Source organism: Paenibacillus radicibacter, assembly GCF_024721995.1.
Lineage (GTDB): Bacteria > Bacillota > Bacilli > Paenibacillales > NBRC-103111 > Paenibacillus_AM > Paenibacillus_AM radicibacter.
Window position 1 is genome coordinate 112,720 of sequence record NZ_JANQBC010000005.1, and the last position, 25,994, is coordinate 138,713.

Sequence of the window (25,994 nt, forward strand, 5' to 3'; positions counted from 1 at the left end):
CGATTGAGAAGATGGAAAACATCATCGAAGTAAACGGGTTAGAGAAATCATTTGCAACATTTGAAGCACTTAAACATGTATCCTTTCATGTAAAAAAGGGTGAGATATTCGGGTTCCTGGGACCAAGCGGATCGGGTAAAACAACTACTATAAAGATATTAACCGCACAATTAAAAGCAACATCAGGAAGCGCATATGTGTTCGGCGTACCGACATCACAATTGCAAGATCCGAAGTATCGCAAGAAGATCGGGATCATCACAGATAACACTTCCCTTTATGGAAGACTCTCGGTCTATGACAATTTAAAAATGTACTGTGATCTCTATGATGTACCTGAATCTAGAATTAAAGAAGTACTGGCGATGGTTAATCTAGTAGGAGAAGAGAAGAAAGTTGTCTCCAAACTATCTAAAGGGATGACACAGCGTATCATATTAGCACGAGCATTCTTGCATGAACCGGAGCTGCTGTTCTTGGACGAGCCAACTTCAGCACTAGATCCTGTTAACACGAAGCACATTTATGAAGGACTCATGAAGCTTAAGGCGAAAGGCACGACGATCTTCCTCACAACGCACGATATGCAAGAAGCAGAGACGCTATGTGATCGAGTGGCATTCTTAAATGAAGGTGAGATTCAATTGATGGATGAGCCGAAGAAGCTAAGATATGAGCGTGGAAGTTCGACGATGACGGTTGTGCTATCGGATGGTTCAGAAGTGACGTTACCTAAAGGGCCAGCAGGGGCAGAAGAGTTGTATCAATATATGCAAGCGAACAGAGTTGTATCGGTAGAAACCAATAATCCAACACTTGGAGACATATTCGTAGAGGTAACGGGGAGGAAATTAGCATGAGTACATTTTCAATGAAACGCGTGAGTGCAATTTTAGTTAAGGATTACAAAGACATTTCCAGAAACATGTTCGTATTCTCAACATTATTCATGCCGCTCATCATGGCAGCTATTTATGGTCGATCCGGTATGATGACAATTGAAAGTCATTATATGGTGCTTAGTATGGGGTTTGTTCTTGTAGGTACATATTTTCAGTCGGCATTGATTGCGGAAGAGAAAGAGAAGAATACCCTTCGTGGACTCATGTTATCACCGGCAACAACACTTGAAATCTTCTTCGGCAAGAGTTTGTTAAGCTTTATCGCAACGGCATTAGTTGTCGCAGGATCGATGTATTTGACGGAATATCACCCGGGAAATGTTCTTGTTGTCGCAATTGCGCTCATCGCTTCTTCAATTTTCTACATTGGACTAGGTTCTTTAATTGGTCTGATTACGAAATCGGTAATGGAAGCATCCGTTGCGGTGTTGCCTGCAGTCGTATTGTTTAGTTTCGGAAGTTTCATAACGTTTCTTGCCGAAGCAAATCCATCTTTATCATTTTTACTATATTTACCAAATTTACAACTTATCGAATTGGCACAGAAGGTGGAGAACGGCACAGGTTTAATGGGTGTAATATCTAATATTGGTGTTATCTTGGTGTGGGCAATCGTGATTCACTTGATCGCTGCTTATGTATTCAAGAAGCGTATGAGGGATGAATAGAAATTATTTGAAAGTACAGCCTAATGAAGCTGTGCTTTTTTGTCATATGACAAAAGTAGTGACAACGCTCACTATTAATCCGGATACATCTTTCATAGGATAGAGATTAGCCAGACGACATGCAATCGTCTGGTTTCTTTATCAATATTACATTTATCAAAATGTTATAATAATTATATATTTAAACGATAGAGGAGATCCCCCTCAATGATTGATATTATTGGTTACCAGATGATAGAGGCTATAGTCAAGTATGGTGAGATTGCCTACTATCGATTAATGCGTTTGGATGATCGCTTACGTGTCATTCTGAAGACAACTTGTGATGAATATCCCCGAGATGGTGTCATTGATAGTTTCCGATATGAATATGAAATGCTCACCAAGCTTGGTGGTAAGGGTGCGCTTGAAGCTTATGAATTTGAGATTATAAGTGGCAAGCCCTATCTCTTCCTGTTAGATACGGGGGGAGATACGTTGCAACAAATTCAGCAAGCACATTCGAGTAACAACAGGTTAGGGCTTCAAACCAAACTGAGTATTGCGGTCGCGATTGCGGATAGTTTGATGCAGATGCATCGTGCAGGTATATCTATGCATGTGATGACACCTGTGAAATTTCTGGTGAATGTAGATACTTCGGAAGTGAAGTTCATGGGTATATATCATGGCTTACTGGACACAACTCAACCTCTAGATACGATTGTAAAACAACGAACAGATGTTATTCTTCCGTATATTGCACCTGAACAGACAGGGCGTACAGGACTTGTCTCTGATTATCGGGCTGATTTTTATTCGCTGGGTATTATCCTATATGAATGGTTTGCGGGAAGTTTGCCATTTGAAGGACAAGATGTACTTGATATGGTTTATCATCATTTAGCAATTAAGCCGGAGCTTTTGCATCATCGGAATCCATCCATCCCTTCCGTGATTTCATTGATTATAGATAAATGTTTGGCCAAGAATCCCGAGGATCGATATGCCAGTGCGTATGGGGTCAAATATGATCTAGAGATGTGTTTATCTCAAATAGAGAACATAGGAGCGGTAGAGTCCTTTCAACTAGCAGGTCATGATATTCCTGAACAGCTGATGATCCCAACCCATTATTATGGTAGGGCTCTTGATCAGCAGAAGCTGATAGAGGCTCTGGGACGAGCATCCAATGGGCAAGTAGAAGTTGTACGCGTGAAGGGTCAGGGTGGAATGGGGAAGACGACGTTTATTGAGCATACCTTTGCTCAAGCCATATCCCCGCAAGTCCGATATGTATCGGGTAAGTTTACGCTTCAATATATGAGATCCCCTTATGACATCTGGGTTCAAATGATTGAACAGCTTGTGGATCAAGTATTAATGGAAAGTAAGTTACAGATGGAGGTTTGGAAGCTTCGCATTCTAGAGGTGGTAGATGGATTTGGGCAGCTGCTCATTAATTTGGTTCCTAAGCTTGAGCTGCTCGTTGGGCGACAAGCATCGGTGCAAACATTACCACCAATTGAAGCGAAGCAGCGGCTTCACCGACTCTTGAATCGATTTATACAGTTGTTTATTGAGCAAGATCGCACCCTCGTCATGTTCTTTGACGATCTTCAGTGGGCAGATGATGCATCGCTACAATACTTGGCATATCTTCTAGAGGATAAAGGGACGCGTAATTTACTTATCGTACTTGCTTACCGGGAAAGTGAATGGAATGAACAACATCCGCTGCATCAACTTAATTATGATTTATCGAACAATGGCATCCGAGTGAGCACAATTGATCTTAAAAGTATGCATCTTACAGATGTGAAGCAACTATTACGAGATGCCATGCGCTATGAAGATAATCAAATGGATGAGATTGCGAAAGTGCTTCTGGAGAAGACGGATGGCAATCCATTTTATATGAAACAATTGCTTCAAGATTTAATTGATCAGAAGCGGGTTGTGTTTGAGCAGACAAGCAGGCTCTGGATCTGGGATCTAGCTTCTATTACGGCAATGAATCTGTCCGACAATGCGACGGAGTATATGGCGAATAAAATCAATTATTTTCCGAAAAAAATGAGATATGCGCTTGGTATTGCGGCATGTTTGGGGAGTGAATTTACCCTTCAGACGCTTACCGAAATGACGGGGTATGCGAAAGCCGAGCTATCCGAAATGATGAAGTTTGCCGTTCAAGAAAGATTGCTTCAGGTCTTGATGAAGGATGAAAAGCCTGTCTATCAATTTTTGCATGATCGGATTGAACAGGCAGCAAGCTTAGTTATTGCGGAAACGGAGCGGCCGGATATACACTTGAGAATTGGAACTCATTTGGTTCAGCAGATGAAAGCCGGTAGAGATGTTAATTTGTTTGAAGTCGTTACGCATATGAATCAAGCGTTAGCACGAATGCAACATGCAGATGAGAGGATGGCTTTAGTCGAACTAAACCTGCAAGCTGCATTAAAAGCGAAGCAGTCTACTGCCTATGAAACTGCACTGCGCTACTTACACGTCGGTACATCATTACTCGAGGATAGTAGTTGGGATCAAGCTTATTCGCTTACTTTCGAGCTGTATCGTGAACGAGCAGAGGCTGAATACTTGTGCTCGAACTTTGATGAAGCAAGTGAATTGTTCGAATTATTACTGAGTAAAGCGAAATCCAGTCTTGATAAGGCAATTGTGTGTAATATGATGATTCAATTCGAATCGAGCCAAGACAACTATGAGAAGGTGATCGCGTTAGGGCAACAAACGATGGATTTGCTTGGGATTCGGTATGATTTTCAACCAAGTAACTGGAAGCTTGTAAGCTCTTGGTTAAGCGTGCGTCGGAAGTTACAGAAGCTTTCAATGGATGAGCTGTATAAACTGCCTCCGATGACAGATCAGGCGCGTAAGGTCGCAATGTCAGCATTAGTTCACGTAGGGAATGCTTGTTTTTATATTAATAAAAAAGGCTGGATTATCAGTTCGTTTACGATGATTGAGATGACACTCGAATACGGAATGGTACCTGAGGCTGCGATTGGTTTTATTGGGTATGCGATGTTCTTGTACTTCCGCTTTAACCAATATGAAGAAGTGTATAAATGGGGAATGTTCGCCTGCCAAATTTCCAAATCGCATCCACATTTGTATGTGAAGACATTGACTTCCTTTGCGCTGTGTCATGACAGTTGGCGTTATGATCGAGTCCATATGATGGAAATCTTTAATAGGCATGCTGGAAAAGTAGGCTTGGAGTCCGGTGATTTGTGGCAAAGCAACCAAAGTATATTAATTAACAGTGCGGTGCAATTGCAATTCGGACATCCACTTGAAGATATTTATAATCGGGTAATTGCAGAATCAGGGCATTTTTTACGGCATAATAACCAGCTTCACTATAAACAAGCAGCGATACTAGCTGCGATACTAGCCCGTTTAATTGGAAAGCGATCTGACGATGATCCATACATGGAAATGGATATTGAGAGCACGGCGTTTACTGCATCCGTCCATGGTGATCATTTTCATATCATAGAGGAGTTTATATGTATTCTGCATTATTTGCCAGGTTATATAATGGGGAACTATGAACAAGCCTATGAGGCATTAGAGAAATCAGGTGCTATTCTCGCATCGCGCAAAGATGGTTATGAGAACTTTGCACAAATCACGTATGAGTCATTAGTGATGGCTCAGCTGTACACAGATGCGAGTTTGCAGAAGCAGCAAGCTTTCTGGCGTAGATTGAAGAAGCATCGGAAGTCGTTCCAACGAGCAGCTAAACGCTGTCCGGAACATTATTTGCACAAATATTTGCTCATACAAGCCGAAATGGTGCGGTTAACAGGTAAGCGTAAGTATGCGGAGCAATTATATGAACAATCGATTGAGGCAGCACACAAGTATAAGCATATTCATGATTTAGCATTTGCTGCAGAATTACTCGGCAGATTTGGACTTGAGCAGGGTAAAGAACAGCTGGCGAAAATTTATTTGACGCAGGCTTATGAGGCTTATCTGAAGTGGGGAGCGATGGCAAAGGCAGCAGATATGGAGCAGAAATACGGTCACTTGCTGCATATTAGGCTAGAGAAGCCGTTTGAGCGAGTGGATTCACTCTCTCTCATTATGTCTACACAAGCATTATCAGGTGAAGTTGAGATGAATGATCTTCTTCAAACGCTGATGCGAATTATGCTACATAACGCAGGTGCTGAATACGGTGTGCTACTATTTCATCATCAAGATAACTGGATTGTTGAAGTGCATGGCACTGCGGATGTACTTCACATAGAATCGATTACGCTTGAAGAAGACTCTGAGCTTGTTCCAGCAGCGATTATCGCGTATGCGACTCGAACGAGGGAAGAAGTTGTCTTGCATGATGCGGCCAAAGTAGGGATGTTTGCGCAGCATTCTTTTGTACGAGATCGAGGGCTAAAGTCTGTACTGTGCCTACCGATTATGAACAAGAATAAGCTGATTGGTGTGCTTTACTTGGAAAATAAATTAGCCTCTCATGTCTTTACACCACAGCGATTGGAAGTGCTGAAATTACTTGCGTCCCAGTGCGCAATTTCCATTGAGAATGCAAGGCTTTACTCGCGTATTCAGCACTTGAATAACAGTCTGGAAGATCAAGTGAGGGATCGAACACGTAGTCTCGAGAGGTCGATGAGGGAAACATTTGCTGCTCTAGCCGAAGTGTCTGTATACGAGGAGCGTAACCGAATCGCACAGGAGATTCATGATATTGTCGGACATACGCTTACCTCTACCATTCTACAAATTGAAGCGGGCAAACGCTTGATGCGCAAGGATATGGAGGCATCTTCTACCAGACTTAAAGAAGCACAAGACCTTGTTCGTCACAGCCTCAATGAAATTCGTGGTTCTGTTCATATGCTCAAAGAAGATAAGTACGCAGCGCTCACCCCAATGCTGGAGCAGTTATTGCAGGATACCGAGCGGAACACTGGGGTGACGATTGAGGCAAGTATTCAAGAAGTGCCAGGGTTATCGATGGCAAGCAAGAAGACGATCTATCATGCATTGCAAGAAGGTTTGACTAATGGGATTCGGCATGGGGGAAGCTCGCAGTTTATTTTTAAATTAGAAATCGTGGGGTCAGACTTGCAATTCCGGCTTGTGGATCAGGGAAAAGGTGCGAGTTCCATCGTGCTCGGATTTGGCTTAAAAGTAATGACAGAGCGTGTCGAACAAATTGGTGGAAGCTTGTCGATAGAATGCGGGCTAAATCGCGGTTGTCAGTTGAAGATCGACTTGCCATACCCGATGCATGTGTTAGGAGATGACAGATGAAGAACATTACGATTGTAATTGCCGATGATCAATTGCTGACAAGAGAAGGCTTGCGAACGATTCTGGATTTGGAAGATGACTTTGAAGTCGTAGGTATGGCGAAGAATGGTTTGGAGGCGTGTGAACTTGTGGAGCAGCTTCAACCGGATCTAGCACTACTTGATATTCAAATGCCGATGATGACGGGAATAGCTGCACTTAAACGGATTAAGCTGAGCTGCCCGAAGACGTATATCCTTATCTTAACGACGTTTATTGAAACGGATTATATCGTAGAGGCGATGGCAAGCGGGGCGAGTGGATATATGCTCAAGGATATGGAAGGTGATCGGATGATCGCGTCTATTCGTGACATTGTGTCGGGTCAGTTCATACTTCCAGCAGCTGTTGCTGCAAAACTAGCTGAGCGAATGAGTCAATTATCAGAAGATCAGGGGCAGTTGCAAAGATCCAGTATTAGCCGAATTAAACTTACAGAGCGAGAACAGGAACTCGCCCACTTGATCTTGCAAGGATTGAACAATCGCGAAATCGCGGACACCCTGCACATTGCCGAAGGTACAGTTCGTAACTACATTAGCAATTTATACAGCAAGCTTGAAGTCGTGGATCGCGGACAAGCGATTGTTCGACTGCAGGGATTAACGAAATAATTTCATATGCATAATCATTAGCATGCCATGGCTGCCCATTGTGCGAATGCCTTTGTCCACAAAACCGGACTTGAGGTAGACGTGCTGGGCAGCCTTATTTGCTACATTAACCGCTAGGATGACTTCGTTCTTACTCGGATATTGTTGCTTCACAAATGAAGGAAGTAGTTGGAGCGATTGGGTGGCGAAGCCTTTTCCTTGGTGTGAATGTGCGATGGAATAGGTACGTAATAGAAGTGCATCCTCGTTATTATGATACATCTGAACGCCTTCCCAGCCATGCAGGACGAAGAAACCGACAACGACATCTTGCTGGAGAATCATAATGGGGAAGAACTCTAAACTTGTCATACTCTTCTCAATGGCAGGGAGCGGGAAACCTGTGAATTGAAGTTGTTCTTCTGTTAAGTGGTATTGCTCAATCTGCGTGAGATAAGATGAATTGTATACTTGGAGTGTGACTTGATTGACTGCTGTTGGGATTGGTGGGTTATTTGGCATGAGAAGGTGCTCCTTATTCAATTCTTCTAGGCTTGTCTTTGATGGTCGTAGCAATAGATTTTGTTGTTAAATCTTTTGGATTGGGATATACAGAATTGCTTCACTTTCTCGGATACGGGTTTATGGCAGACTGCACAAGTATGTATTTCAATCCGATCTACACTATTGTTCTCCGAAGAAGATTCTTTACTTGGTTGAGTAATCTCATCTGTTTTTAGAGTTGTTGCCGCATGGATATTAGCTAATTGCGCTATCAAATATTCTCGGTCCCATAGTGAAACCCCTAATTTCTTCGCACCTTCACGCGCTTGTTCAGTAAAACCGCTATTTGTAATGACCCAAGCCTCATCACATTTATAGACATCTTTGCTTGTATAAGCCTGTTGAATGGCTTCATAACCAACATTTTTTTGCCAACGTTTGGCTTGGATGACGACCTTCTTATTAGTAGAGGTCAGAATAAGATCTGCACCATAATCACCTTGTCCACCTGTACGTTTCACTTGCCAGCCTTGTTTTTTAAAATAACGTTCTAAATATCTTTCAAACATAGTGCCGCTCATCGAATCAATTTCTTGAATGTTTGCACGTTCAAGCTTGCTCTGTCGATTTGCAATTGTTATGGCGATCGCGATAACAAGTATTACTGCAAGAGAGATTAGCAGGACATTAACCAACATTGGAAACATAATATTTCCTAAATATTTCTTGATTAAGATAAAGTTCATCGCTTCAAAAAAAGTAATTCCAACGACCAGTTTAATACCTGTTTCAATTAACATTTCATGAATCGCTTGTTTCTTTTTCCTTCGAGCCATAATACACCTCACTTAACTTTTTGTATAACGCTTTCATTTTTATAAAAAATAGATAGTAAAATTATGGTACAATACAGTTAAGTTTTTGTCATAAGATAATTACGAAAACTCTTATCTTTAATGATCCGAAAGGAGGTCCGCCAAGATGAAATATTTCAATACCAATTTGGATATTCGCTCTGTACAAAGTCTAAATGACGAACAACGGCGGTTGTTTGTATAGAGCATGCTTGACTTAAAGACCGCTATTAATTTTTAGTTAATTAAAAATTAGTTTGTCATTTGGACTTTGTCCCCTTAAAAAAGATTAAACATTTTAAGGAGCGAAGCGAAAATGAAATATACTAATGCTGAAATCGTATTACCGGATCACTTACTCAAGGAAATTCAAAAATATGTACATGGTGGCTTGATCTACGTCCCGAAAAAAGAAGGTGCTCGTACCAAATGGGGTGAAAACTCCGGAAGTCGGCAGTATCTGAAGCAGCGTAATGCGGAGATCCGTAAGCTCTTCTCAGCCGGTACGAAGATTGATGACCTCCAAGTGCAATATTGCCTTTCCTTTGATAGCATTAAGAAAATTGTGTATACCAAGACTTGACGACAAAGTCACATTGGATACTTATGGATCTGTCCGTAAGCGTTCCGATGTGGCTTTTTTGTGTAATGAAGCTTTTTTGTGTAATAAATGGTTTAGATTGTTTAAGATATTTCATCACGGTAGCCCACTTCTTATAATGAACATGTAAGTAAGGAGGCGATCACAATACATATCCGTAATTACAAATCAGAAGATGCCGAGGACGTTAAGAAGTTTAATCAGATTTATTATTGGTGCTATCAGTTTAATGGTGATTTTGTGAAGGATAATATTTTGTGTGCAGAATTGAATGGACAGGTCGTAGCATCGGGGCACCTAGAACCGACAGATACGTGCTATTATCTTGAAAATGAAGGCAAGGATTCGAACTACGCACATCGGTTCACACTTGATACGGACTCAGTTGGACATGAAGAGGCAGAACTTAAAATATTCGAACGTTTGATGGAGCGTGCAGCGGAAATCAGTCGTTCCTACCCCGATAAACGCATTCAGGTTGGGTGTCATTGTGACTATCAAGACTTGGAACAGATTAATTATTTGTTATCTAAAGGTTTCCACCATGCTTGGAACTATTTTATTTTGAAAAGAGACTTAACACAGCCCTTGCCTACATTTGCACCAATCGAAGGTATTGAAATTAAGCGTTGGGCGATGGAAACACATTCAGAGAGAGAGCAATATCTGCAAGCAGAAAAGGTTAGTTCAGACGGTGAAACATGGAGCATGGCAAGGCTGGTTTGGTATATGCATGGGCCAGAGTGGGATACGTTCACGGCGTTTCATGGAGATCAACCGATTAGCAGCTGTATGACATGGGGAATATCAGAGGAAAGAAGTGCAACGGAGCAAATATTTACACACCCCGATTATCGTAAGCAAGGAATCGCGAAGCGTACGATAGTTGAGGCGATGAAGTTTCTAAGAGATGAGAAGAAGAGAACGGAAGCAACACTAGGCGTTGTAGGTAACAATCAACCCGCGATTAACCTGTATAAATCCCTTGGTTATGAACTGATCGATGTCCATCTATTAATGGTGAAAGATATATAAAACTGGATTTTTCGCCTAAAAATTTGCTCAAAATCGCTTATCACGATAAAATTAGATAGAAATACACTTTTATTGTGGAAAGTGAGCGAAAAAATATGGGACGCAAGTGGAACAATATTAAGGATAAGAAAGCTTCTAAGGATAGTAGCACAAGTAAGATCTACGCAAAATTCGGTAAAGAAATTTACGTAGCCGCGAAGCAAGGGGAGCCAAATCCGGAGTCTAACCAAGCTTTGAAATTCGTTGTTGAGCGCGCTAAAACATACAATGTACCAAGAGCGATTATCGATCGTGCAATTGAGAAAGCAAAAGGTGGTTCCGATGAGAACTACGACGAGCTTCGTTATGAAGGCTTTGGACCGAATGGTTCCATGGTTATCGTGGATGCTCTTACGAACAACGTAAACCGTACAGCATCTGAAGTGCGTGCAGCATTCAATAAGAATGGCGGCAACATGGGTGTGAGTGGATCTGTTAATTATATGTTCGATCAAACAGCGGTTATCGGTATCGAAGGCAAGTCAGCTGAAGAAGCATTAGAGATTCTAATGAACGCTGATCTAGATGTACGTGATATTTTGGAAGAGGAAGAAGCAGTTATCATTTACGCTGCACCTGAGCAGTTCAGTGCTGTACAAGATGCTTTCAAGCAAGAAGGTATCACTGAATTTACAGTAGCGGAACTCACTATGCTTCCACAGAACTACATTGAGCTTACCGAAGATGTACAAGCTCAATTTGAGAAGATGCTGGATGTACTTGAAGACTTGGAAGATGTTCAACAAGTGTATCACAACGTGGATTCTGAATAATTGTAATGAGAAATTGGTCATAACCCAGTCAAGTAGACAAGAATAAAAAGACATCTATGCTGCGACCGTTTCTCGGTATTCCACCGGGGAACGGTCGTTTAGTTTCTTCTGAAAGCGTTCGTAATTATAGAATGCAACGTACTCTTGGATCGCCTTATCCAATTCAGAAACTGATGGTAAATTGGTTAGGTAAATCTTTTCGGTCTTCAGATGGGAAAAGAACGATTCAATACAGGCGTTGTCATAGCAGTTCCCACGCCTAGAGTGGCTGCCGATGATCCCAAGCCTTGTGAGTTTGCTGTTAAACGGTTTTGAGGTGTACTGAAACCCTTGGTCAGAATGCAGGAGAACACCGGTAAGGTCTACTTTCTCACTAAGGATATCTATTGTTTTTGTAACAAGTAAGAGATCGTTTCTCTCAGACAGATGCCAGGCTACGATCTCGTTGTTGTATAGATCTTGAATAACGGAGAGATACATAAAGCGTTCTCCAACACGAATGTAAGTAATATCCGTAACCAATTTACGAAGAGGCGCTTCTGCATGGAACTGCCGTTCCAGTCGATTGGGATGAACAACTGACGCCTGCTTACCGAAATAGCGTCGCTTTTTTCGGATCATAGAGCGAATACCAAGTTTCTTCATAAGTCGATAAACACGTTTGTGATTCACGTGTAGCCCTTCACGTTTCAAAGCCACCGTCATACGCAAGTAACCAAAGTACGGATGTAGTCGGTGTATCGCCATGATATGGTCCTCAAGTATCTTCTCTTGTAGCACATGCGAATTCGGATGGTATAGCTTCTTACGCCATTTGTAATAACCTGCGCGCGAGACTTCAGCTAATGTTAGCAGCCATTTTAACGGATACTTTAGCCTCAACTCCTCAATGATTTCGCATCGACTTGATTTACTCGTCACTCCTTGTGTAGATTTGGATACCGCTTTTTTAAGTACTCGATCTCCGCCTTTAAATACGCCATTTCTTCTTCTACGCTTGCAAACTTGGACTTTGGTCGTCCTTTACGAAAGGCTTCCTGTTCAAGCGGTTGCCCTTTTCGGTAACGCTTCATCCATACTTCTACCTGCGTCTTATTTCGAATTCCAAGTTGTTTAGCAACCTCACGATATGACATATTGCTCTCGGTTACCAGTCTTACTGCTTCCATTTTTATCTCTTCAGAGTACCTATTATTCGTACGGCTTCGTTCATCCATGAAAAAATCCCCTCTGGTTGATAACGTTTATAAGTCCATCTTAACAGATGTCTCTTTTACGTTGTCTACCATGAGGGGATATTACCAACGGGGTGTCTTTTTTGCATTTTATACTTGACTTCAACGTTAACGTGAATGTTTTAATAATGGCATAACGAATTGAGTATTGTGAATATATGAGGGGAGATGATTATTTATTTACTCGATTGGTGATATTCTTAGTAAAATTGCGATCAGTAGAAGAACGCTGCATTACTACGATCAAATCGATTTGCTGAAGCCGACAATATCCAAAGATAACGGCTATCGATATTACGATGACAACGCCTTGATAAAATTACAAACGATTCTTTCCCTAAAGTCCATGGATTACACGCTGGATCAGATCAAACATTTTTTTGAGTCAAACCTGGTATCAAATACAGAGGAGGAAGAAGATCCTTGGATCCCATTGTTGCATGCACAAATTGATCATGCTGCAATGAAAATTGAGGAGTTAAGAAGAAAACAATTTATTACGAGGAGTGTGCTTCATACGATTCAATTGTCGGGGAAACGCACGGAAGACAATGTGCAGCAATTGATTAAGAATTTGGATAGTCCATATTTCAGTGATGGAGTTATTCCAGCTTCATTCCCATCTGATTACTTTAATGAACGGGAAGTTGAGATACTTAAGCAGTTACCCTTGCTAGGAAGTGATGACCCCCGGATTGAGGAGGCGCTCATACTGCTAAAGAAAACACGGGCGTTGATGAATGTACCTTCCGATGGATCGGTCGAGCGAGAGATTGTTTCGAGATGGAGAGCTTGTCTAGCGGATTGGTTTAAAGGGGATATCGATCTTCAGGAAAAATATTTTACTTTCATCGATTCGATTAGCGGTAATCAGCCAGCAATATTCGGACTGGATGAAGAGCTTAATAGATTTATAGACGACTTGATGAAGAAATACAAGTTAGAAGGAAGTGGAGCTCAATGAACTTAGTTAAAGAAGTAGGTGCGGCTAAAGATTTTTTTCAGCATCTGCTGCTATTTATTACGATTCATGTGGTAATGTTTTTCTTATTACAAACGGAGACGCCTCCCTCGTTCCTTGAAAAATTACTGCAATGGATTAAGGAAGGGGAGATATGGTATTACGACGAAGAGTCAGGAATTTTCATTACAGGGGTTTGGTTGATAATACTTGTCTGTCAAGGTGGTCTTATTCTGTTTAAACCAATTAATAAGCGGTAATTGAATGTAATCTATATCATTTAGTATTTTATAAAATAGATGAAAAAAGACACCTTTTGAGGTGTCTTTTTTGCGTGTGTACAAGTCGATTACTCTTTGTACTCGGCTTTTGTATCGATCTTAATGATGGATGCTTCGCCGTCCCAAGCAACGCCGAAATTCATCATTCTGCCGATATCGCGAAGTTGGAAGTAGTTGCTACCATTGATGCTGTACGCAGTTACTTGAACTTCTTTGCCATCTAATAGAATGGTTGCAGATGTTTCAGAAACTTGCAGATTCGACTTGTCAGACACTGTAAGCTCACCGCCAGCAGGTGTGTAAGCTTTCTTGGAAGTTAGTGCGATTGCATTCTTCGCCTCGTCAAAGCTTACTTCGAAGTTCTTCTCTGAACCGTTAATTGCCATTGCTAGATCACGCAATTTGAAGTAATTAAATCCATTGATTGTATAGGCTTCAAAAGAAACATTCTTACCATTAACTTCAACTTTGGAATCAGTCGGTGTAGCTGCAAGCGCTGCTGGCTGAGGAGTAGTTGTAATTGCCGGCGTAGTATCTCCAGCGATCACTTTGAGTAGAATAGCATTGCCGAATCGATCTGTTTCCCCTTCAAATACAGGGAAGATGCCGTAGCTTACACCTTCTGTTTCAGTAATGACAGCTTTATTATCTTTAATTTCAATATAATTCAGACCTTCGATATCATCATCAAACCATTGTGCAATACTTGCATCTTCGGATAGTTTACCGTTGAAAGTTACTGTTACAGGACCTTTGGCAATGTACTGTTTGCTTCCGTAACCAACGTCTTCTGTAGTCGTTTCTTCAACAAAGTTCGTAAACGTGACATAGTTGCCGTTCTTAAGGTCGATGCGTTTCTCTGTAACTACTGCAAATGCAGTAAGGGATGCGAATAGCGACATCACTAAGGATAGGACAAGTAGGAATGAAATACGTTTAACACTTTTTTTCATCGTTCAAATCTCTCCCTTTTCTGAAATGGAATATTATGTACACTTGTACTACTCTAACGGATGTCACAAAATATGACAATGTTTTTAGTGTACATTTTCAGAAAAGTTGAGGATTTGAGATTTAATTATTCTTGATAGGCAACGGAAGAATTCGGATGGGACGATCTTGTTTGGTGTTAGGATCGTTAGATACCTGCTGTAAGGTTACGCTGTATGTGCTTTGCAGATAGGTAATAGCAGTTGGAGTGGTAAGGACTTGTGCATACATTTGCCCGGGTTGCGGCGTCTGCACGGTATAACGAATAACAGCTTGGTTATTCGTGTCAAAATCAATACCGACGATCGTGATGCCATAGCCGCTGTTTGGTTTTTCCCCGAGTGAGAGCGTAATTTTATTAATCTGATTCGTAATTTTCTCCGTTGTAAACGTAGCCTCATTCGGCAGAGAAGGTGCTTTCTCGTGATCTTGAATAAGCGAAGTAGCGTTATAGATCATCTCCGAAGCTTCAATACGTGTGAGTTCTTTCTTAGGATGAAAATTGTTGTTCGAATCTAGCGATGTGATCTTCGAATTGAGCAGCAATTGAATACTGGACATATAGCTCTTATTCACCTCTTGTTCATCTTCGATTACATTCCACATTTGATTCGTTACGAAATCAGACTTTTTCATTAGAGCTTGAACCAGTAAGTGAGAGAATACTTCCCTTGTCATGGTGCTATTAGGAAGCACGTCCTTAGGAATCTCTAGACCATTATGAAGTGCAATGACAAATGCATCTGCGAACCAGCTCTGATTCGGTATATGGTTGTAATAGTCGCTGGCCAGGGGCTGCTTAATGAATCGGATATGATTCAGATTTAAACTCATGCCTTTAACAATGAATTGGACGCCTTGCGCGTAAGTTAGCGTACCTTTGGGATTGAAGTGCCTGGAGTCGATACCGCTAACGATACCATTCTTAAATAGCGATTCGACCTTACTTTCGGCAGGATGCCCTTTAAGATCATCGAATGCAAGGGCCGAAGTGCTCAGCGGCAACATCATGGATAAGGTCAGGGTTAACAACAAACTTGTTTTCTTTAACATTTATAATCACCTCGACTAGTTAGACGGAAATTTTAGGTAAATGTTACAAGCGGTGGTATGAATATAGAGAACGAAATTTAGATGTTATTAATTAATTTAAATAATTGCATAACCTAGTCTAATATTTCCAGAATAATCTGATATAATTAATAGGTCTTAAGAACTATTTCGATAATGAAGGAGATAATGAAATGCTAAAGAAAATTGTATTATTTACTTTTGTTTTAATGTTTTCACTGTCAGGCTTAGCTAGTGCACATTCAGGAAGATTAGATGCCAACGGAGGGCATAATTGTTCTGCTAAGTCTAAAGCTAAGGGATTATGTTCGGGTTATCATTATCATAGGGGGGGAGAAAGTACTGAGAGTTCTTCAGATACGGAAAATGATAATGATTCCAACAACAATACTAAGACACAGCCTATTGAGAAATCTACATATATTGAGAATAAAGATGCTCCAGCTAATCACTGTAAGCACGTAACTGACAAGTATGAAAAAAGCACACAAACAACGGACTACTATTTACGGGTGTGGGATTGCAATCTCTATACTGACAGCGGCGAGCAGTATCAGTTATCGGATATTAAAGTAGAAGTAAACGGTAAATCTATCAGTTTTGAACAACAGCCAATTGTAATTAATGGGTCGACAATGGTACCTTTTCGGGTGATTGCTGAGTTACTTGGAGCAAAAGTGACTTGGAATGGTGAGCTGCAATCCATTACCGTAGTAAAATCTAATAATCAAATCATATTAATCTTAAATGATAAGCAAATAAAGAGAAATGGTGATGGAATAGCTATGGATGTTGCACCACTGACTGTAAATGGGGTAACTTTGGTTCCGCTCAGAAACCTATCTGAAGCATTAGGGGCAAAAGTGATTTATATAAGTGATACGCATACAGCTAAAATTACTACTGATTAAGATGCTTCCTAGACATTTAGTAGACAAGTTTTTCGATAAAAAAGGTATTTCTCTAATCTAAGAGAAATACCTTTTTGCGTGCTAAACGTTACTTCTTATACAAGAAGACTGATTCGTAATATCCTGTTTCTTACTCTGCTTCGCTTTACCAGATAGCGACCAATTCGTCCACATTCGAAGCAGTCGTTCGACAGGCCCATATTGGAACTTGCGCAAATATATCGGGCTTAGAAACAGCTGAAGGAGATAAATAGCTAAGGCAAGTCCACAGCCAGCCAGGACGCCGATTTTTCCAAACCAACCGAGTCCATAACCATAGAATAATGTTGTGCAAATGACCGTCTGCATCAAGTAATTCGTCAGAGACAGCTTACCAACCGCTTGGAACCTGAATAGCCACTTCGAAGATTCCTTTCTTGTAAATAGCGATACGAAAGCGAATATATAACCGATTGCAAGCACAGTTCCCCCTGGAATTTCCCCCATCTTACTCCACCAATACCCTGGGAAAATATATCCGATAGATTTTATCGCAATACCTAGTGGAATGAAGATCAGCATCAACTTGCGATAAATAGCTCGCTTTTCTGAGTGATTGCTAAACCATCCTTTTTTCGCTGCATACATGCCGATGAGGAACATAGGCGCGGTGAAGATAGGTGCAATAAATATCATAATGATCATCATGAAATTAGGGAGACCAAGCGGATCTCCATATTGTCTGTGATACATAATTTGCTCATATGTCCCCGAGCCATAGATGTTTATCGTTTCTTTAATATAAGCTTCCATACGCAGGTTACTTGCAATAGTAATAGAATCGTTGCTGGATCCTGGATTTATACCTATTGTACACAGGAGTAATAGGAGAATAATGCTCCATATGAGTAATGTCTTTGGCTTACGGTTCAGGAATAGGAATAAGAAGAATCCCATTAAGCCGTAGAATAATAAGATGTCTCCTTCCCATAGAAAATAGGAATGAAGAAAACCGAGCACGATTAACAATAGGAATCTGCGTGATAAAGTACGCTTAGGCTTTTTGCCTAATAGGAGTAGATTTTCTTGCATCTTAATTAAACCGAATCCAAACATGAATGTGAAGATCGGCATGAAACTGCCAACAACTAGTATTTTTAAAAATGTCAGAACGTTAGTATCCCATTGGGAGATAAAGAAGTGACGAATTTCTTCTTGCCCCCACATGCCATATTGGAAGATCAACATATTCGCCATTAGAATGCCGAACAAACTGAATCCTCTTAAGCCATCAATGATACCGATTCGATTTGGTTTGATAATCATTCATTTTCACCTCGGGTCTCATTGTAGCAAGACAGATTAAAGGGAAACTAAAGCGAATCTTACGATTTGTTAAATTTAATAAAGAGTCGTTTAGCTGGAATTAAGAAAAGATCGGTATACTAGGATTAGAAGACATAATTCAGGAGGAACGGATGAATAACGCCAGAATCTTGCTTGTAGATGATGAGAAGTCAATTGTGCAGATGCTAGAAATGGTACTGCGCAAAGAAGGGTTCCATCACATCTACACCGCTGGGACTGCAGAAGAAGCTCTTCGACAGCTAAGTCGATATGGAGCAGATATTATACTTCTTGATGTGATGTTGCCGGATAAAACAGGCTTTGAACTCGGTCCCAAAATTCGAGAAATGTCCGATGCACACATTATTTATATAACGGCAAGAACGTCGGATTTAGATGTCCTAACTGGGTTTGCGATGGGTGGGGATGATTATGTAACGAAGCCGTTTAACCCGCTAGAAGTCGTTGCAAGAATGAATGCCCGATTACGAAGAGGGGTTGTCACAGCCCAGCAACCATCTCGAAGTCATGATAGTCCAGCGGTCTATGATTTCGGTCATTTTATCGTAAATGAGACAGCCGGAGATGTAATTGTTCAAGGCGAATCGGTCTCCTGTCCCGCACAAGTGTATCAATTGCTTCTATACTTGTGTAAAAATCCGAATATCGTATTCTCCAAATCACAGCTCTATGAGGCAGTATGGGGAATTGATGGGGTAGGGGATGACAATACCGTGATGGTGCATGTTCGCAAAATTCGTGAACGGATCGAACCAGATCCAAGTGAACCGAAGTACTTGGTTACTGTTCGAGGACTTGGATATAAGATGATGAAGGAGAAAGGGTTATGAGTCGAATCCGAAGTAGGATTGCGATCCATTTTACCGTGCAATTTGTATTTCTCTGGACGTTTATTATTGTTGCCTTTCTGGCAGGTGCACTTATTATCTTACAGTATTTTGCCATTCAGGAGACAAAGAAGACATTTCCTATCGGGGCAGCAGCGACGCTTGCATCAGAAGTCATTTTGGATAATGATACCGCTAAAGTGCCTGAGCGATGGACGAATATGCTTCTGGAAACGAATTGTTGGTTGCAAATCGTGGATGTTGATGGCAAGGTCATCTATGCATTCAATGTACCGGATCAATTGCCTACCTCATATGAAGCTAACCAAATAATGCAGATGCAAGATACAGGCAAGATTGGGGCGTACCGCCTAACAACCTATCTGGAGACGGTAGATAAGAACCCTTACTTCTATATGCTGGGGTTTGAAGATGTAGGCTCCACGCTGCTAAAAGAGTGGTTTCAAGCTTATGGTCTATATGGGAAGATTTCCTCAGAGAAAATGACGGAATTCGAAATGCAGCTTGCCGCATCAGGCAAGTATCTAGAAGTTGTTGATCCCAAAGGTGAAGTTATTCAAGCGATTGCAACGCAGTCAAAGAAGGAGCGTTATCGCGGTCTAGACTTACTCTCCATGCGTTTGGAGCCGGGGATGTACCGTTCTGATATAGCTGTCTATCAAGATGAGGTAACGGGTAATGCTTGGGTATTGCATAATGTAAAAGATCGAGGAATTGTGCAAGCTCCGCCAATTATGCAGGAGGTCATACGATATTTGATATGTATAGGTATCATGATGTTGATCCTCACACTTGCATTTGCAGGTTACCACGGCTATCGCTATGGACAGCCGCTGCTTCTGTTTACAGATTGGTTTAAACGAATGGGAAAAGGTCATTATCATGAAGCGTTATCTGAGAAAGATCGCAAGCGGGTATTCCGTAAGAATGGTAAGCTTCGCAGGCGCTACCGACTGTATCAGGAAGTGATTGATGGATTCTATGATATGGCAGCCAAATTAGATGCTTCGGAGAAAGAACGCATTCTGCTTGAGAAGACAAGAGAAGAGTGGATGACAGGTATCTCTCATGATCTGCGAACACCACTTGCGACGATCCAAGGTTATGGACACTTATTGGAAAGTGGGCAGTTCCAATTTACGAATCAGGAATTAACGGAGATGGGCAGCATGATCCGAGCGAAGGGCGACTATATGCTTGAATTGCTACAAGACTTCTCTTTTACCTTCCAATTGAAAAATAGTGCGTTTGAGATCAATGAGATCATGGAGCTCAATGAGATAGCAAGACGAACCATACTTCGCTATGTGAACGATGCTACGATTCAGAATGTCAGCTTTGAATTTGAAGAGTATCCCCATGATTTAATGATTAAAGCGAATACAAAGTGGTTCCGAAGAATACTTAATAATTTAATCATCAACGCGGTTAAACATAATCCAGCGGGTACACAAATTGTGGTACACACGAGTGTCGAAGCGGGTTATGCAGTCCTCATTGTGGAGGATGACGGTGTTGGTATGGATGAAGAGACAAGACGGAATTTGTTCGAACGATACTATCGCGGTACGAATACAGATGAGGATACAGATGGTGCGGGTCTGGGAATGAGTATAGCCAAAGCGATTATCGACGCGCATCAGGGGACGATTCAAGTGGAATCCCGTGCTGGGTCAGGAACACGAATTACCTTACGTTTCCCACTGCATCCCAAAACTTAAATAATGCTTTTCAACCAGCTGCCTAATAGGCAGCTTTTTTTGTTCATTTTTTGTTCAGTGGCATTTGGTTTAATAGAGGAAGGAATAGGATAGATAAAGGAGAGTTGGAGCAAATGGCTGCAGTCATGGTTGTGGACGATACTGCATTTATGCGAATGGTGATGCGCGAGATATTGGAAGGAATGGGAATGAACGTCGTAGCGGAGGCCACAAATGGCAAGGAAGCTGTGAATTTATATAGCAAGTACAAGCCTGATCTAGTGACGATGGACATTACCATGCCAGATATGGACGGCATATCCGCACTTAAAGAGATTAAGCGGGCAGATCCGAATGCGAAAGTCATTATGTGTACCGCTTTAGGTCAAAAAGATATGCTGCTTGATGCCATTTACAGCGGAGCACAGGATTTCTTAGTTAAACCTATATCCAAAGATCGCGTGGAACAAGCCGTTCGTAAAGTATTGAAGGAGAAAGTACAGACCTTCTAAATGAAGGATTCATATACTGAGAATGAAGCAACAAACACCATGGCAGACGACCAAAGGGGCGTGCAGGATTTGGCTACGCTGATTTCTCATTTTTACAATGAACAATATTTACTTCCATGGTGGCTGATGCATCATACTGCAATGTTCGATCATGGTATCCTGATTAATCGTGGATCGACCGACCGATCTGTTGAAATGTGCAAGCTATTCGCCCCGAACTGGGAAGTACGCGACTCTAAAGTACCGGAGTTTGATGCGATTGATGTCGATCGTGAAGTGATGGAGATTGAAGAAGAAGTATCTGGTTGGAAAATGACGCTGAATACGACGGAGTTTCTATGTAGCTGGAATCAAGATGCTTTCTTTAAGTCGTTAGATGTCGTGGGTGCTCGTATGTACTCCATCAGACTCATTATGATGGTGGATGATCCGAAAGTCCCGTATCCCGATCCTGTTTATACCTTGCCACTGGTGAAACAGCGGCATCATGGGTTTTTATATTATGAATATACACCGAAGTATAACGGTCGATTCATTCACAATTTCTCACACGGTGATTATTGCTCCGGCAGACATGAGTCTAGACATCCTTACCTTGAGTATCTGGCACCTGCTTTTGTAATTAAATTTTATTACAGTCCATGGAATCATTGGATGCGCATGCGTAAACTGCAGATAGGTCCGACATTATCCGAGCATAGTCGATTAAATGGCTTGGGGATCTATCATTTAGTCACGCCAGAGCAGATGGAAATCGAATACCACAAATGGGCACTTCGGTCGCAAGATTTACGAACAATCCCAGCGTATCAAATACTCGGATTACACCATTAACGGACACTTAAGCCTGTACAAGGTTTGGGTGTTTTTTTACGTGAAAATGGTGGAATCACCTAAACAGATGAAGGTGAGTATCGGATGCGGATTGACTCAGAGATTCATATGATATGCGAAAAGGGAGGGTGCAGGAGTGGCGACAGTTATTACACATTTCTATAACGAGCAATATTTATTACCATGGTGGCTCATGCATCATACCGCGATGTTTGATTACGGCATTCTAATTAATCGTGGCTCGACAGATCGCTCGGTTGAAATCTGCAAACAATTCGCTCCACATTGGGAAGTACGCAACTCTAGATTTCGTGAATTTGATGCTTATGATGTGGATCAAGAAGTCATGGAGATTGAGTCGCAGATATCCGGTTGGAAAATGACATTAACGATATCCGAGTTTCTCGTCTGTTGGGATAAGCCAGCGTTCTTCTCCTCGCTCTATACCGCAGGGCATCGGATGTATTCGATACGAATTATTATGATGATTGATGATCCGAAATTTGGATATACAGATCCTGTCTACACAATTCCACTTGTTAAGCAGCGTCATCACGGCATCCTCTTCTATGAAATGATGCCGAATCATGGGGGGCGATTCATTCATAACTTTCCTCAGGGAGCTTATACCCCGGGAAGACACACTTCGCAGAATCCTTCTTTTAAATATCCAGCACCGGCATTTGTGCTTAAGTTCTTCTATAGTCCATGGAATGATTGGATGCGTCATCGTAAATTACAGTTTGGCCCGACCCTATCTGCTCGTAGTCGTACGCTTAATTTGGGCATTCAACATATGTTTACACTGGAACAGATGGAACAAACATTTATGGGTTTTTCGAACATTACGAGAGATTTGCGAACATTCCCTGAGTATCAGATGCTAGGTCTGACTTAATCAATCCTTGTTGGGAGGCATGCGTATGAAGGCAGTGATCTTGGCTGGTGGATTAGGAACGAGAATCGGAGAAGAGACTCATGTCATCCCGAAACCGATGATTGAGATTGGGGCTAAGCCAATACTTTGGCACATTATGAAATTATACAGTTACCACGGCATTCATGAGTTTATTGTGTGTCTAGGCTACAAGGGACATGTCATCAAAGAGTACTTTGCCAACTATCACTTGCATCAATCTGATTTTACGATTGATCTAGCAAAAGGAGAATTAACTTATCATGCTAGTCAAGCAGAGCCTTGGAAAGTGACACTTGTCGATACAGGAGAGACAACCGAAACGGGTGGGCGAATCAAACGCATCCAAGATTATGTCGGTGATGAACCCTTCTGTATGACTTATGGCGATGGTGTCGGTAATGTCGATATTAAAGAGCTGGTTGCCTATCATCATCAGCATGGGAAAATCGCGACTGTTACGGCCGTTCAGCCGCCAGGCAGATTTGGATCACTCGTGCTTGATGATCAGATTGTGACGGATTTTCAGGAAAAACCACTTGGGGATGGCGGTTGGATCAATGGGGGATTCTTCGTGCTCCAGCCAGACGTTTTTGGGTATATATCAGGTGCTAATGCCGTATGGGAGACGGATGTACTAACAGGGCTCGTGCAAAAGCAGGAGCTTGCGGTACATCGTCATACGGGATTCTGGCAACCGATGGATACGATGCGGGATAAGAAGAAGCTAGTTGAGCTATGGGATCGAAATCAAGCACCGTGGAAGGTATGGTAATATGATCGATCAATCATTTTGGCAAGGCAAGCGTGTAATGATTACGGGGCATACCGGATTTAAGGGGACATGGCTAACCATATGGCTATCTTCACTTGGGGCAGAAGTAATTGGCTACTCTGATGCAGCACCTTCTAAGCCAAGTATGTTCGAAGTTACCTGCGCATCAGCATTGTGTACGCCTATTCAAGGTGACTTATTGCAATACGAACGCTTGCTTAATACGATGCAGAAGTATCAGCCGGAAATTGTGTTTCATCTGGCAGCACAACCGATTGTGCAAACCTCTTATCAAGATCCTATTGGGACCTATAGAGCGAATGTGCTTGGAACGGTTCATGTGCTGGAAGCGGTAAGATATACGCCAAGTGTACGGATTATTGTGAATGTGACGAGTGATAAGTGCTATGCCAACGATGGCTTAGGCAGTTATGCGTTTTCCGAGCAGGATCGACTTGGGGGTCATGATCCGTATAGCGCAAGTAAGGCATGTACAGAGATCGTAACGACTTCATACCAACAATCCTTTTTCAATGGGCAAAAAGGGAATGATCAGCGCCTTGCATCCGTTCGCGCAGGCAATGTCATCGGTGGTGGGGATTGGGCAGAGGGGAGACTGGTCCCGGACATCGTGAGGAGTTATGAACAGGGGAGCCCGCTCATTATTCGTAATCCGAAGGCAATTCGTCCATGGCAGCATGTGCTTGATCCACTTCACGGTTATGTAGGTCTTGCTGAGAAGCTGTGGGAAGATGCTAGTTATGCAGAGGCATGGAACTTCGGACCGATGCAAGAGCCAACGCACACCGTTCATCATGTCATAGAGCGCATGATGACTTTATGGGGAGAGAAGCTAACGATAGTTACGGATAGTGTGCAGGCACCCTATGAAGCACCTATTCTTCGGTTAGATAGTAGTAAGGCAGTTTCGAAGCTTGACTGGTATCCAAAGTTATCTACGCAAGAAGCGTTGGAGTGGACGGTTCAGTGGTATCAGCATTATGCTGCTGGCGGGCAGATGCTGACCTTTACGCTCACGCAAATTCATACGTTTATGACGAAAGTTAGGGGGGCACACGGGAATGTCACTTAGATGTCGGTGTTGTGATTCAGATCTTACTTATACATTCTTGGATTTAGGCGTGTCCCCACTTGCGAACTCGTATGTAAGCTCTGCGAATGAGACGCATATGGAACCTTTTTATCCACTTCATGCTTATGTGTGCGCGCAATGTTTGCTGGTACAGCTTGGACAGGTGGACTCGCCGAATCATATTTTTGAGCATTATGCGTATTTCAGTTCCTATTCTTCTAGTTGGTTAGCTCATGCGAAGGGTTATGCGGAGATGGCGAGGCTTAAGTTTCAATTGACTACGCAGTCGCAAGTGATCGAGATCGCCAGTAATGACGGCTATTTACTGCAATATTTCGAGCAACACCATATTCAGACACTTGGAATTGAACCTGCACATAACGTGGCTGAGATTGCACGGGGCAAGGGAATCGAGACAATAGCAGAATTTTTCGGGGAAAAGTTAGCGAAGCAGCTGGTGCAAGAAGGTTTGCAAGGCGATCTTATTGTAGCGAATAATGTTCTTGCACATGTACCGGACTTGCATGATTTTGTAGCGGGGTTAACCATTGTTCTTAAGCCTGAAGGTACGCTTACGATTGAGTTCCCTCATGTGTTAAATCTGATGAAATATCATCAATTCGATACGATCTACCATGAACATTTCTCTTATTTCTCTTTACTTACTTTGCAGACATTGTTTGCTCAGCATCAGCTTCAAGTGGTGGATGTGGAAGAACTGGAGACACATGGTGGTTCTCTTCGGTTATTTGTAAAACACATCGCTTGTCAGGAGGCTATTCAAACTTCGGTGGTGGATTTGTTAAACAGAGAACTTGAACACGGCTTGCATCTTCTGGACACGTACCTGCATGTTGCCGATCAGGTGAAGCGGGTGAAGGTAGAGGCGTTGCGGTTTTTAATAGAAGCTTATGATCAAGGTCAAACAATCGCGGGATATGGTGCTCCTGCGAAGGGCAATACCTTCTTGAATTTCTGTGGGATTGGTACTGAATTTATTGCCTTTACCGTCGATCAGAATCCGCATAAGCAAGGCATGTTGTTACCGGGTACCCGAATCCCAATCCGAGTAGTGGATGAGTTACGACGTACAAAGCCTGACTATGTCGTTATCCTGCCGTGGAATTTAAAGCAAGAGATCATGCAAGATTGCGCCTTTATTCGTGAGTGGGGCGGCAAGTTTGTCGTCTTTATTCCTGAACTGGAAGTGGTGTAAT

General features: G+C 42.0%; 24 protein-coding genes. 18 read left to right on the forward strand and 6 right to left on the reverse strand.

The window, feature by feature from the left end; all coding sequences use genetic code 11:
- The first annotated feature begins 11 nt into the window (after positions 1-11).
- From NV379_RS12275 to NV379_RS12290, 4 genes are all read left to right on the forward strand, one after another.
- Positions 12-860: an ABC transporter ATP-binding protein gene (locus NV379_RS12275; protein ID WP_258207607.1), complete on the forward strand. Its 849-nt coding sequence runs from the start codon at positions 12-14 to the stop codon at positions 858-860.
- Positions 857-1,570, forward strand: coding sequence for an ABC transporter permease (locus NV379_RS12280; protein ID WP_258207608.1), 714 nt, complete (start codon positions 857-859; stop codon positions 1,568-1,570). Before NV379_RS12275 ends, NV379_RS12280 begins: the two co-directional genes overlap by 4 nt.
- Before the next feature lie 207 nt (positions 1,571-1,777).
- On the forward strand, positions 1,778-6,865 hold the full coding sequence (locus tag NV379_RS12285) for an AAA family ATPase (RefSeq protein WP_258207609.1): 5,088 nt from the start codon (positions 1,778-1,780) through the stop codon (positions 6,863-6,865).
- Entirely contained in the window at positions 6,862-7,518 is a 657-nt protein-coding gene (locus tag NV379_RS12290) for a response regulator (RefSeq protein ID WP_258207610.1), read from the forward strand. The genes NV379_RS12285 and NV379_RS12290 overlap by 4 nt, the downstream gene beginning before the upstream one ends.
- Here NV379_RS12290 and NV379_RS12295 read toward each other — a convergent pair.
- Positions 7,507-8,019 carry a GNAT family N-acetyltransferase gene (locus tag NV379_RS12295; protein WP_258207611.1) on the reverse strand — a complete coding sequence of 171 codons (513 nt, stop codon included), beginning with the start codon at positions 8,017-8,019 and terminating at the stop codon, positions 7,507-7,509. The genes NV379_RS12290 and NV379_RS12295 overlap by 12 nt on opposite strands.
- Positions 8,020-8,045: 26 nt before the next feature.
- Entirely contained in the window at positions 8,046-8,837 is a 792-nt protein-coding gene (locus NV379_RS12300; protein ID WP_258207612.1) for a restriction endonuclease, read from the reverse strand.
- A gap of 334 nt (positions 8,838-9,171) precedes the next feature.
- Between NV379_RS12300 and NV379_RS12305 the strand changes: the two genes are divergently transcribed.
- The 3 genes from NV379_RS12305 (at position 9,172) to NV379_RS12315 (ending at position 11,303) form a co-directional block, all read left to right on the forward strand.
- Positions 9,172-9,438 carry a CD3324 family protein gene (locus tag NV379_RS12305; RefSeq protein WP_258207613.1) on the forward strand — a complete coding sequence of 89 codons (267 nt, stop codon included), beginning with the start codon at positions 9,172-9,174 and terminating at the stop codon, positions 9,436-9,438.
- A gap of 285 nt (positions 9,439-9,723) precedes the next feature.
- On the forward strand, positions 9,724-10,491 hold the full coding sequence (locus NV379_RS12310) for a GNAT family N-acetyltransferase (protein WP_258207614.1): 768 nt from the start codon (positions 9,724-9,726) through the stop codon (positions 10,489-10,491).
- Between the two features lie 95 nt (positions 10,492-10,586).
- A complete protein-coding gene (locus NV379_RS12315) occupies positions 10,587-11,303 on the forward strand; it encodes a YebC/PmpR family DNA-binding transcriptional regulator (protein ID WP_258207809.1) in 717 nt (238 codons plus the stop codon).
- A 54-nt stretch (positions 11,304-11,357) separates the two neighbouring features.
- Here NV379_RS12315 and NV379_RS12320 read toward each other — a convergent pair.
- Positions 11,358-12,520 (reverse strand): IS3 family transposase gene (locus NV379_RS12320; RefSeq protein ID WP_373426109.1). Its coding sequence is split into 2 segments (ribosomal slippage): positions 11,358-12,256 and positions 12,256-12,520, totalling 1,164 coding nucleotides; the frame shifts between segments, so codons are not numbered across the junction.
- A gap of 205 nt (positions 12,521-12,725) precedes the next feature.
- On the opposite strand from NV379_RS12320, the gene NV379_RS12325 reads away from it, so the two are divergent.
- Positions 12,726-13,502, forward strand: a complete 777-nt coding sequence (locus NV379_RS12325) for a MerR family transcriptional regulator (RefSeq protein ID WP_258207810.1) — start codon at positions 12,726-12,728, stop codon at positions 13,500-13,502.
- Positions 13,499-13,759: a hypothetical protein gene (locus NV379_RS12330; RefSeq protein WP_258207615.1), complete on the forward strand. Its 261-nt coding sequence runs from the start codon at positions 13,499-13,501 to the stop codon at positions 13,757-13,759. The genes NV379_RS12325 and NV379_RS12330 overlap by 4 nt, the downstream gene beginning before the upstream one ends.
- An 89-nt stretch (positions 13,760-13,848) precedes the next feature.
- Here NV379_RS12330 and NV379_RS12335 read toward each other — a convergent pair whose 3' ends face one another.
- The gene (locus NV379_RS12335; protein WP_258207616.1) at positions 13,849-14,733 is read right to left on the reverse strand and encodes a hypothetical protein; all 885 of its coding nucleotides are present in this window, start codon (positions 14,731-14,733) and stop codon (positions 13,849-13,851) included.
- Between the two features lie 121 nt (positions 14,734-14,854).
- Complete coding sequence (locus tag NV379_RS12340; RefSeq protein ID WP_258207617.1) at positions 14,855-15,823, reverse strand: S-layer homology domain-containing protein; 969 nt, start codon at positions 15,821-15,823, stop codon at positions 14,855-14,857.
- 191 nt (positions 15,824-16,014) lie between these two features.
- Here NV379_RS12340 and NV379_RS12345 point away from each other — a divergent pair, with 191 nt between their 5' ends.
- Positions 16,015-16,752: a copper amine oxidase N-terminal domain-containing protein gene (locus tag NV379_RS12345; RefSeq protein WP_258207618.1), complete on the forward strand. Its 738-nt coding sequence runs from the start codon at positions 16,015-16,017 to the stop codon at positions 16,750-16,752.
- Positions 16,753-16,833: 81 nt separating this feature from the next.
- On the opposite strand, the gene NV379_RS12350 is transcribed toward NV379_RS12345, so the two are convergent.
- The gene (locus tag NV379_RS12350; RefSeq protein ID WP_258207619.1) at positions 16,834-18,057 is read right to left on the reverse strand and encodes a DUF418 domain-containing protein; all 1,224 of its coding nucleotides are present in this window, start codon (positions 18,055-18,057) and stop codon (positions 16,834-16,836) included.
- A 152-nt stretch (positions 18,058-18,209) separates the two neighbouring features.
- Between NV379_RS12350 and NV379_RS12355 the strand changes: the two genes are divergently transcribed.
- The 8 genes from NV379_RS12355 (at position 18,210) to NV379_RS12390 (ending at position 25,993) form a co-directional block, all read left to right on the forward strand.
- Positions 18,210-18,929, forward strand: a complete 720-nt coding sequence (locus NV379_RS12355) for a response regulator transcription factor (RefSeq protein ID WP_258207620.1) — start codon at positions 18,210-18,212, stop codon at positions 18,927-18,929.
- Positions 18,926-20,668 carry a sensor histidine kinase gene (locus NV379_RS12360; RefSeq protein WP_258207621.1) on the forward strand — a complete coding sequence of 581 codons (1,743 nt, stop codon included), beginning with the start codon at positions 18,926-18,928 and terminating at the stop codon, positions 20,666-20,668. The genes NV379_RS12355 and NV379_RS12360 overlap by 4 nt, the downstream gene beginning before the upstream one ends.
- Before the next feature lie 113 nt (positions 20,669-20,781).
- Positions 20,782-21,159 (forward strand): response regulator, encoded by a 378-nt coding sequence (locus tag NV379_RS12365; RefSeq protein ID WP_258207622.1) that lies wholly within the window; start codon positions 20,782-20,784, stop codon positions 21,157-21,159.
- Between the two features lie 39 nt (positions 21,160-21,198).
- Entirely contained in the window at positions 21,199-21,993 is a 795-nt protein-coding gene (locus NV379_RS12370) for a glycosyltransferase family 2 protein (protein ID WP_258207811.1), read from the forward strand.
- 193 nt (positions 21,994-22,186) lie between these two features.
- A complete protein-coding gene (locus tag NV379_RS12375) occupies positions 22,187-22,891 on the forward strand; it encodes a glycosyltransferase family 2 protein (RefSeq protein WP_373426112.1) in 705 nt (234 codons plus the stop codon).
- Positions 22,892-22,916: 25 nt separating this feature from the next.
- The gene (gene rfbF / locus NV379_RS12380; protein WP_258207624.1) at positions 22,917-23,684 is read left to right on the forward strand and encodes a glucose-1-phosphate cytidylyltransferase; all 768 of its coding nucleotides are present in this window, start codon (positions 22,917-22,919) and stop codon (positions 23,682-23,684) included.
- Position 23,685: 1 nt separating this feature from the next.
- Positions 23,686-24,777: a CDP-glucose 4,6-dehydratase gene (gene rfbG, locus NV379_RS12385; RefSeq protein ID WP_258207625.1), complete on the forward strand. Its 1,092-nt coding sequence runs from the start codon at positions 23,686-23,688 to the stop codon at positions 24,775-24,777.
- Complete coding sequence (locus tag NV379_RS12390) at positions 24,767-25,993, forward strand: class I SAM-dependent methyltransferase (protein ID WP_258207626.1); 1,227 nt, start codon at positions 24,767-24,769, stop codon at positions 25,991-25,993. The genes rfbG and NV379_RS12390 overlap by 11 nt, the downstream gene beginning before the upstream one ends.
- Position 25,994: the final 1 nt, after the last annotated feature.

Coding starts and splice junctions, on each gene's coding strand:
- NV379_RS12275 (WP_258207607.1), top strand. CDS start 12: ATGGAAAACATCATCGAAGTAAACGGGTTAGAGAAATCATTTGCAACA.
- NV379_RS12280 (WP_258207608.1), top strand. CDS start 857: ATGAGTACATTTTCAATGAAACGCGTGAGTGCAATTTTAGTTAAGGAT.
- NV379_RS12285 (WP_258207609.1), top strand. CDS start 1,778: ATGATTGATATTATTGGTTACCAGATGATAGAGGCTATAGTCAAGTAT.
- NV379_RS12290 (WP_258207610.1), top strand. CDS start 6,862: ATGAAGAACATTACGATTGTAATTGCCGATGATCAATTGCTGACAAGA.
- NV379_RS12295 (WP_258207611.1), bottom strand. CDS start 8,019: ATGCCAAATAACCCACCAATCCCAACAGCAGTCAATCAAGTCACACTC.
- NV379_RS12300 (WP_258207612.1), bottom strand. CDS start 8,837: ATGGCTCGAAGGAAAAAGAAACAAGCGATTCATGAAATGTTAATTGAA.
- NV379_RS12305 (WP_258207613.1), top strand. CDS start 9,172: ATGAAATATACTAATGCTGAAATCGTATTACCGGATCACTTACTCAAG.
- NV379_RS12315 (WP_258207809.1), top strand. CDS start 10,587: ATGGGACGCAAGTGGAACAATATTAAGGATAAGAAAGCTTCTAAGGAT.
- NV379_RS12330 (WP_258207615.1), top strand. CDS start 13,499: ATGAACTTAGTTAAAGAAGTAGGTGCGGCTAAAGATTTTTTTCAGCAT.
- NV379_RS12335 (WP_258207616.1), bottom strand. CDS start 14,733: ATGAAAAAAAGTGTTAAACGTATTTCATTCCTACTTGTCCTATCCTTA.
- NV379_RS12340 (WP_258207617.1), bottom strand. CDS start 15,823: ATGTTAAAGAAAACAAGTTTGTTGTTAACCCTGACCTTATCCATGATG.
- NV379_RS12345 (WP_258207618.1), top strand. CDS start 16,015: ATGCTAAAGAAAATTGTATTATTTACTTTTGTTTTAATGTTTTCACTG.
- NV379_RS12350 (WP_258207619.1), bottom strand. CDS start 18,057: ATGATTATCAAACCAAATCGAATCGGTATCATTGATGGCTTAAGAGGA.
- NV379_RS12355 (WP_258207620.1), top strand. CDS start 18,210: ATGAATAACGCCAGAATCTTGCTTGTAGATGATGAGAAGTCAATTGTG.
- NV379_RS12360 (WP_258207621.1), top strand. CDS start 18,926: ATGAGTCGAATCCGAAGTAGGATTGCGATCCATTTTACCGTGCAATTT.
- NV379_RS12365 (WP_258207622.1), top strand. CDS start 20,782: ATGGCTGCAGTCATGGTTGTGGACGATACTGCATTTATGCGAATGGTG.
- NV379_RS12370 (WP_258207811.1), top strand. CDS start 21,199: ATGGCAGACGACCAAAGGGGCGTGCAGGATTTGGCTACGCTGATTTCT.
- NV379_RS12375 (WP_373426112.1), top strand. CDS start 22,187: ATGCATCATACCGCGATGTTTGATTACGGCATTCTAATTAATCGTGGC.
- rfbF (WP_258207624.1), top strand. CDS start 22,917: ATGAAGGCAGTGATCTTGGCTGGTGGATTAGGAACGAGAATCGGAGAA.
- rfbG (WP_258207625.1), top strand. CDS start 23,686: ATGATCGATCAATCATTTTGGCAAGGCAAGCGTGTAATGATTACGGGG.
- NV379_RS12390 (WP_258207626.1), top strand. CDS start 24,767: ATGTCACTTAGATGTCGGTGTTGTGATTCAGATCTTACTTATACATTC.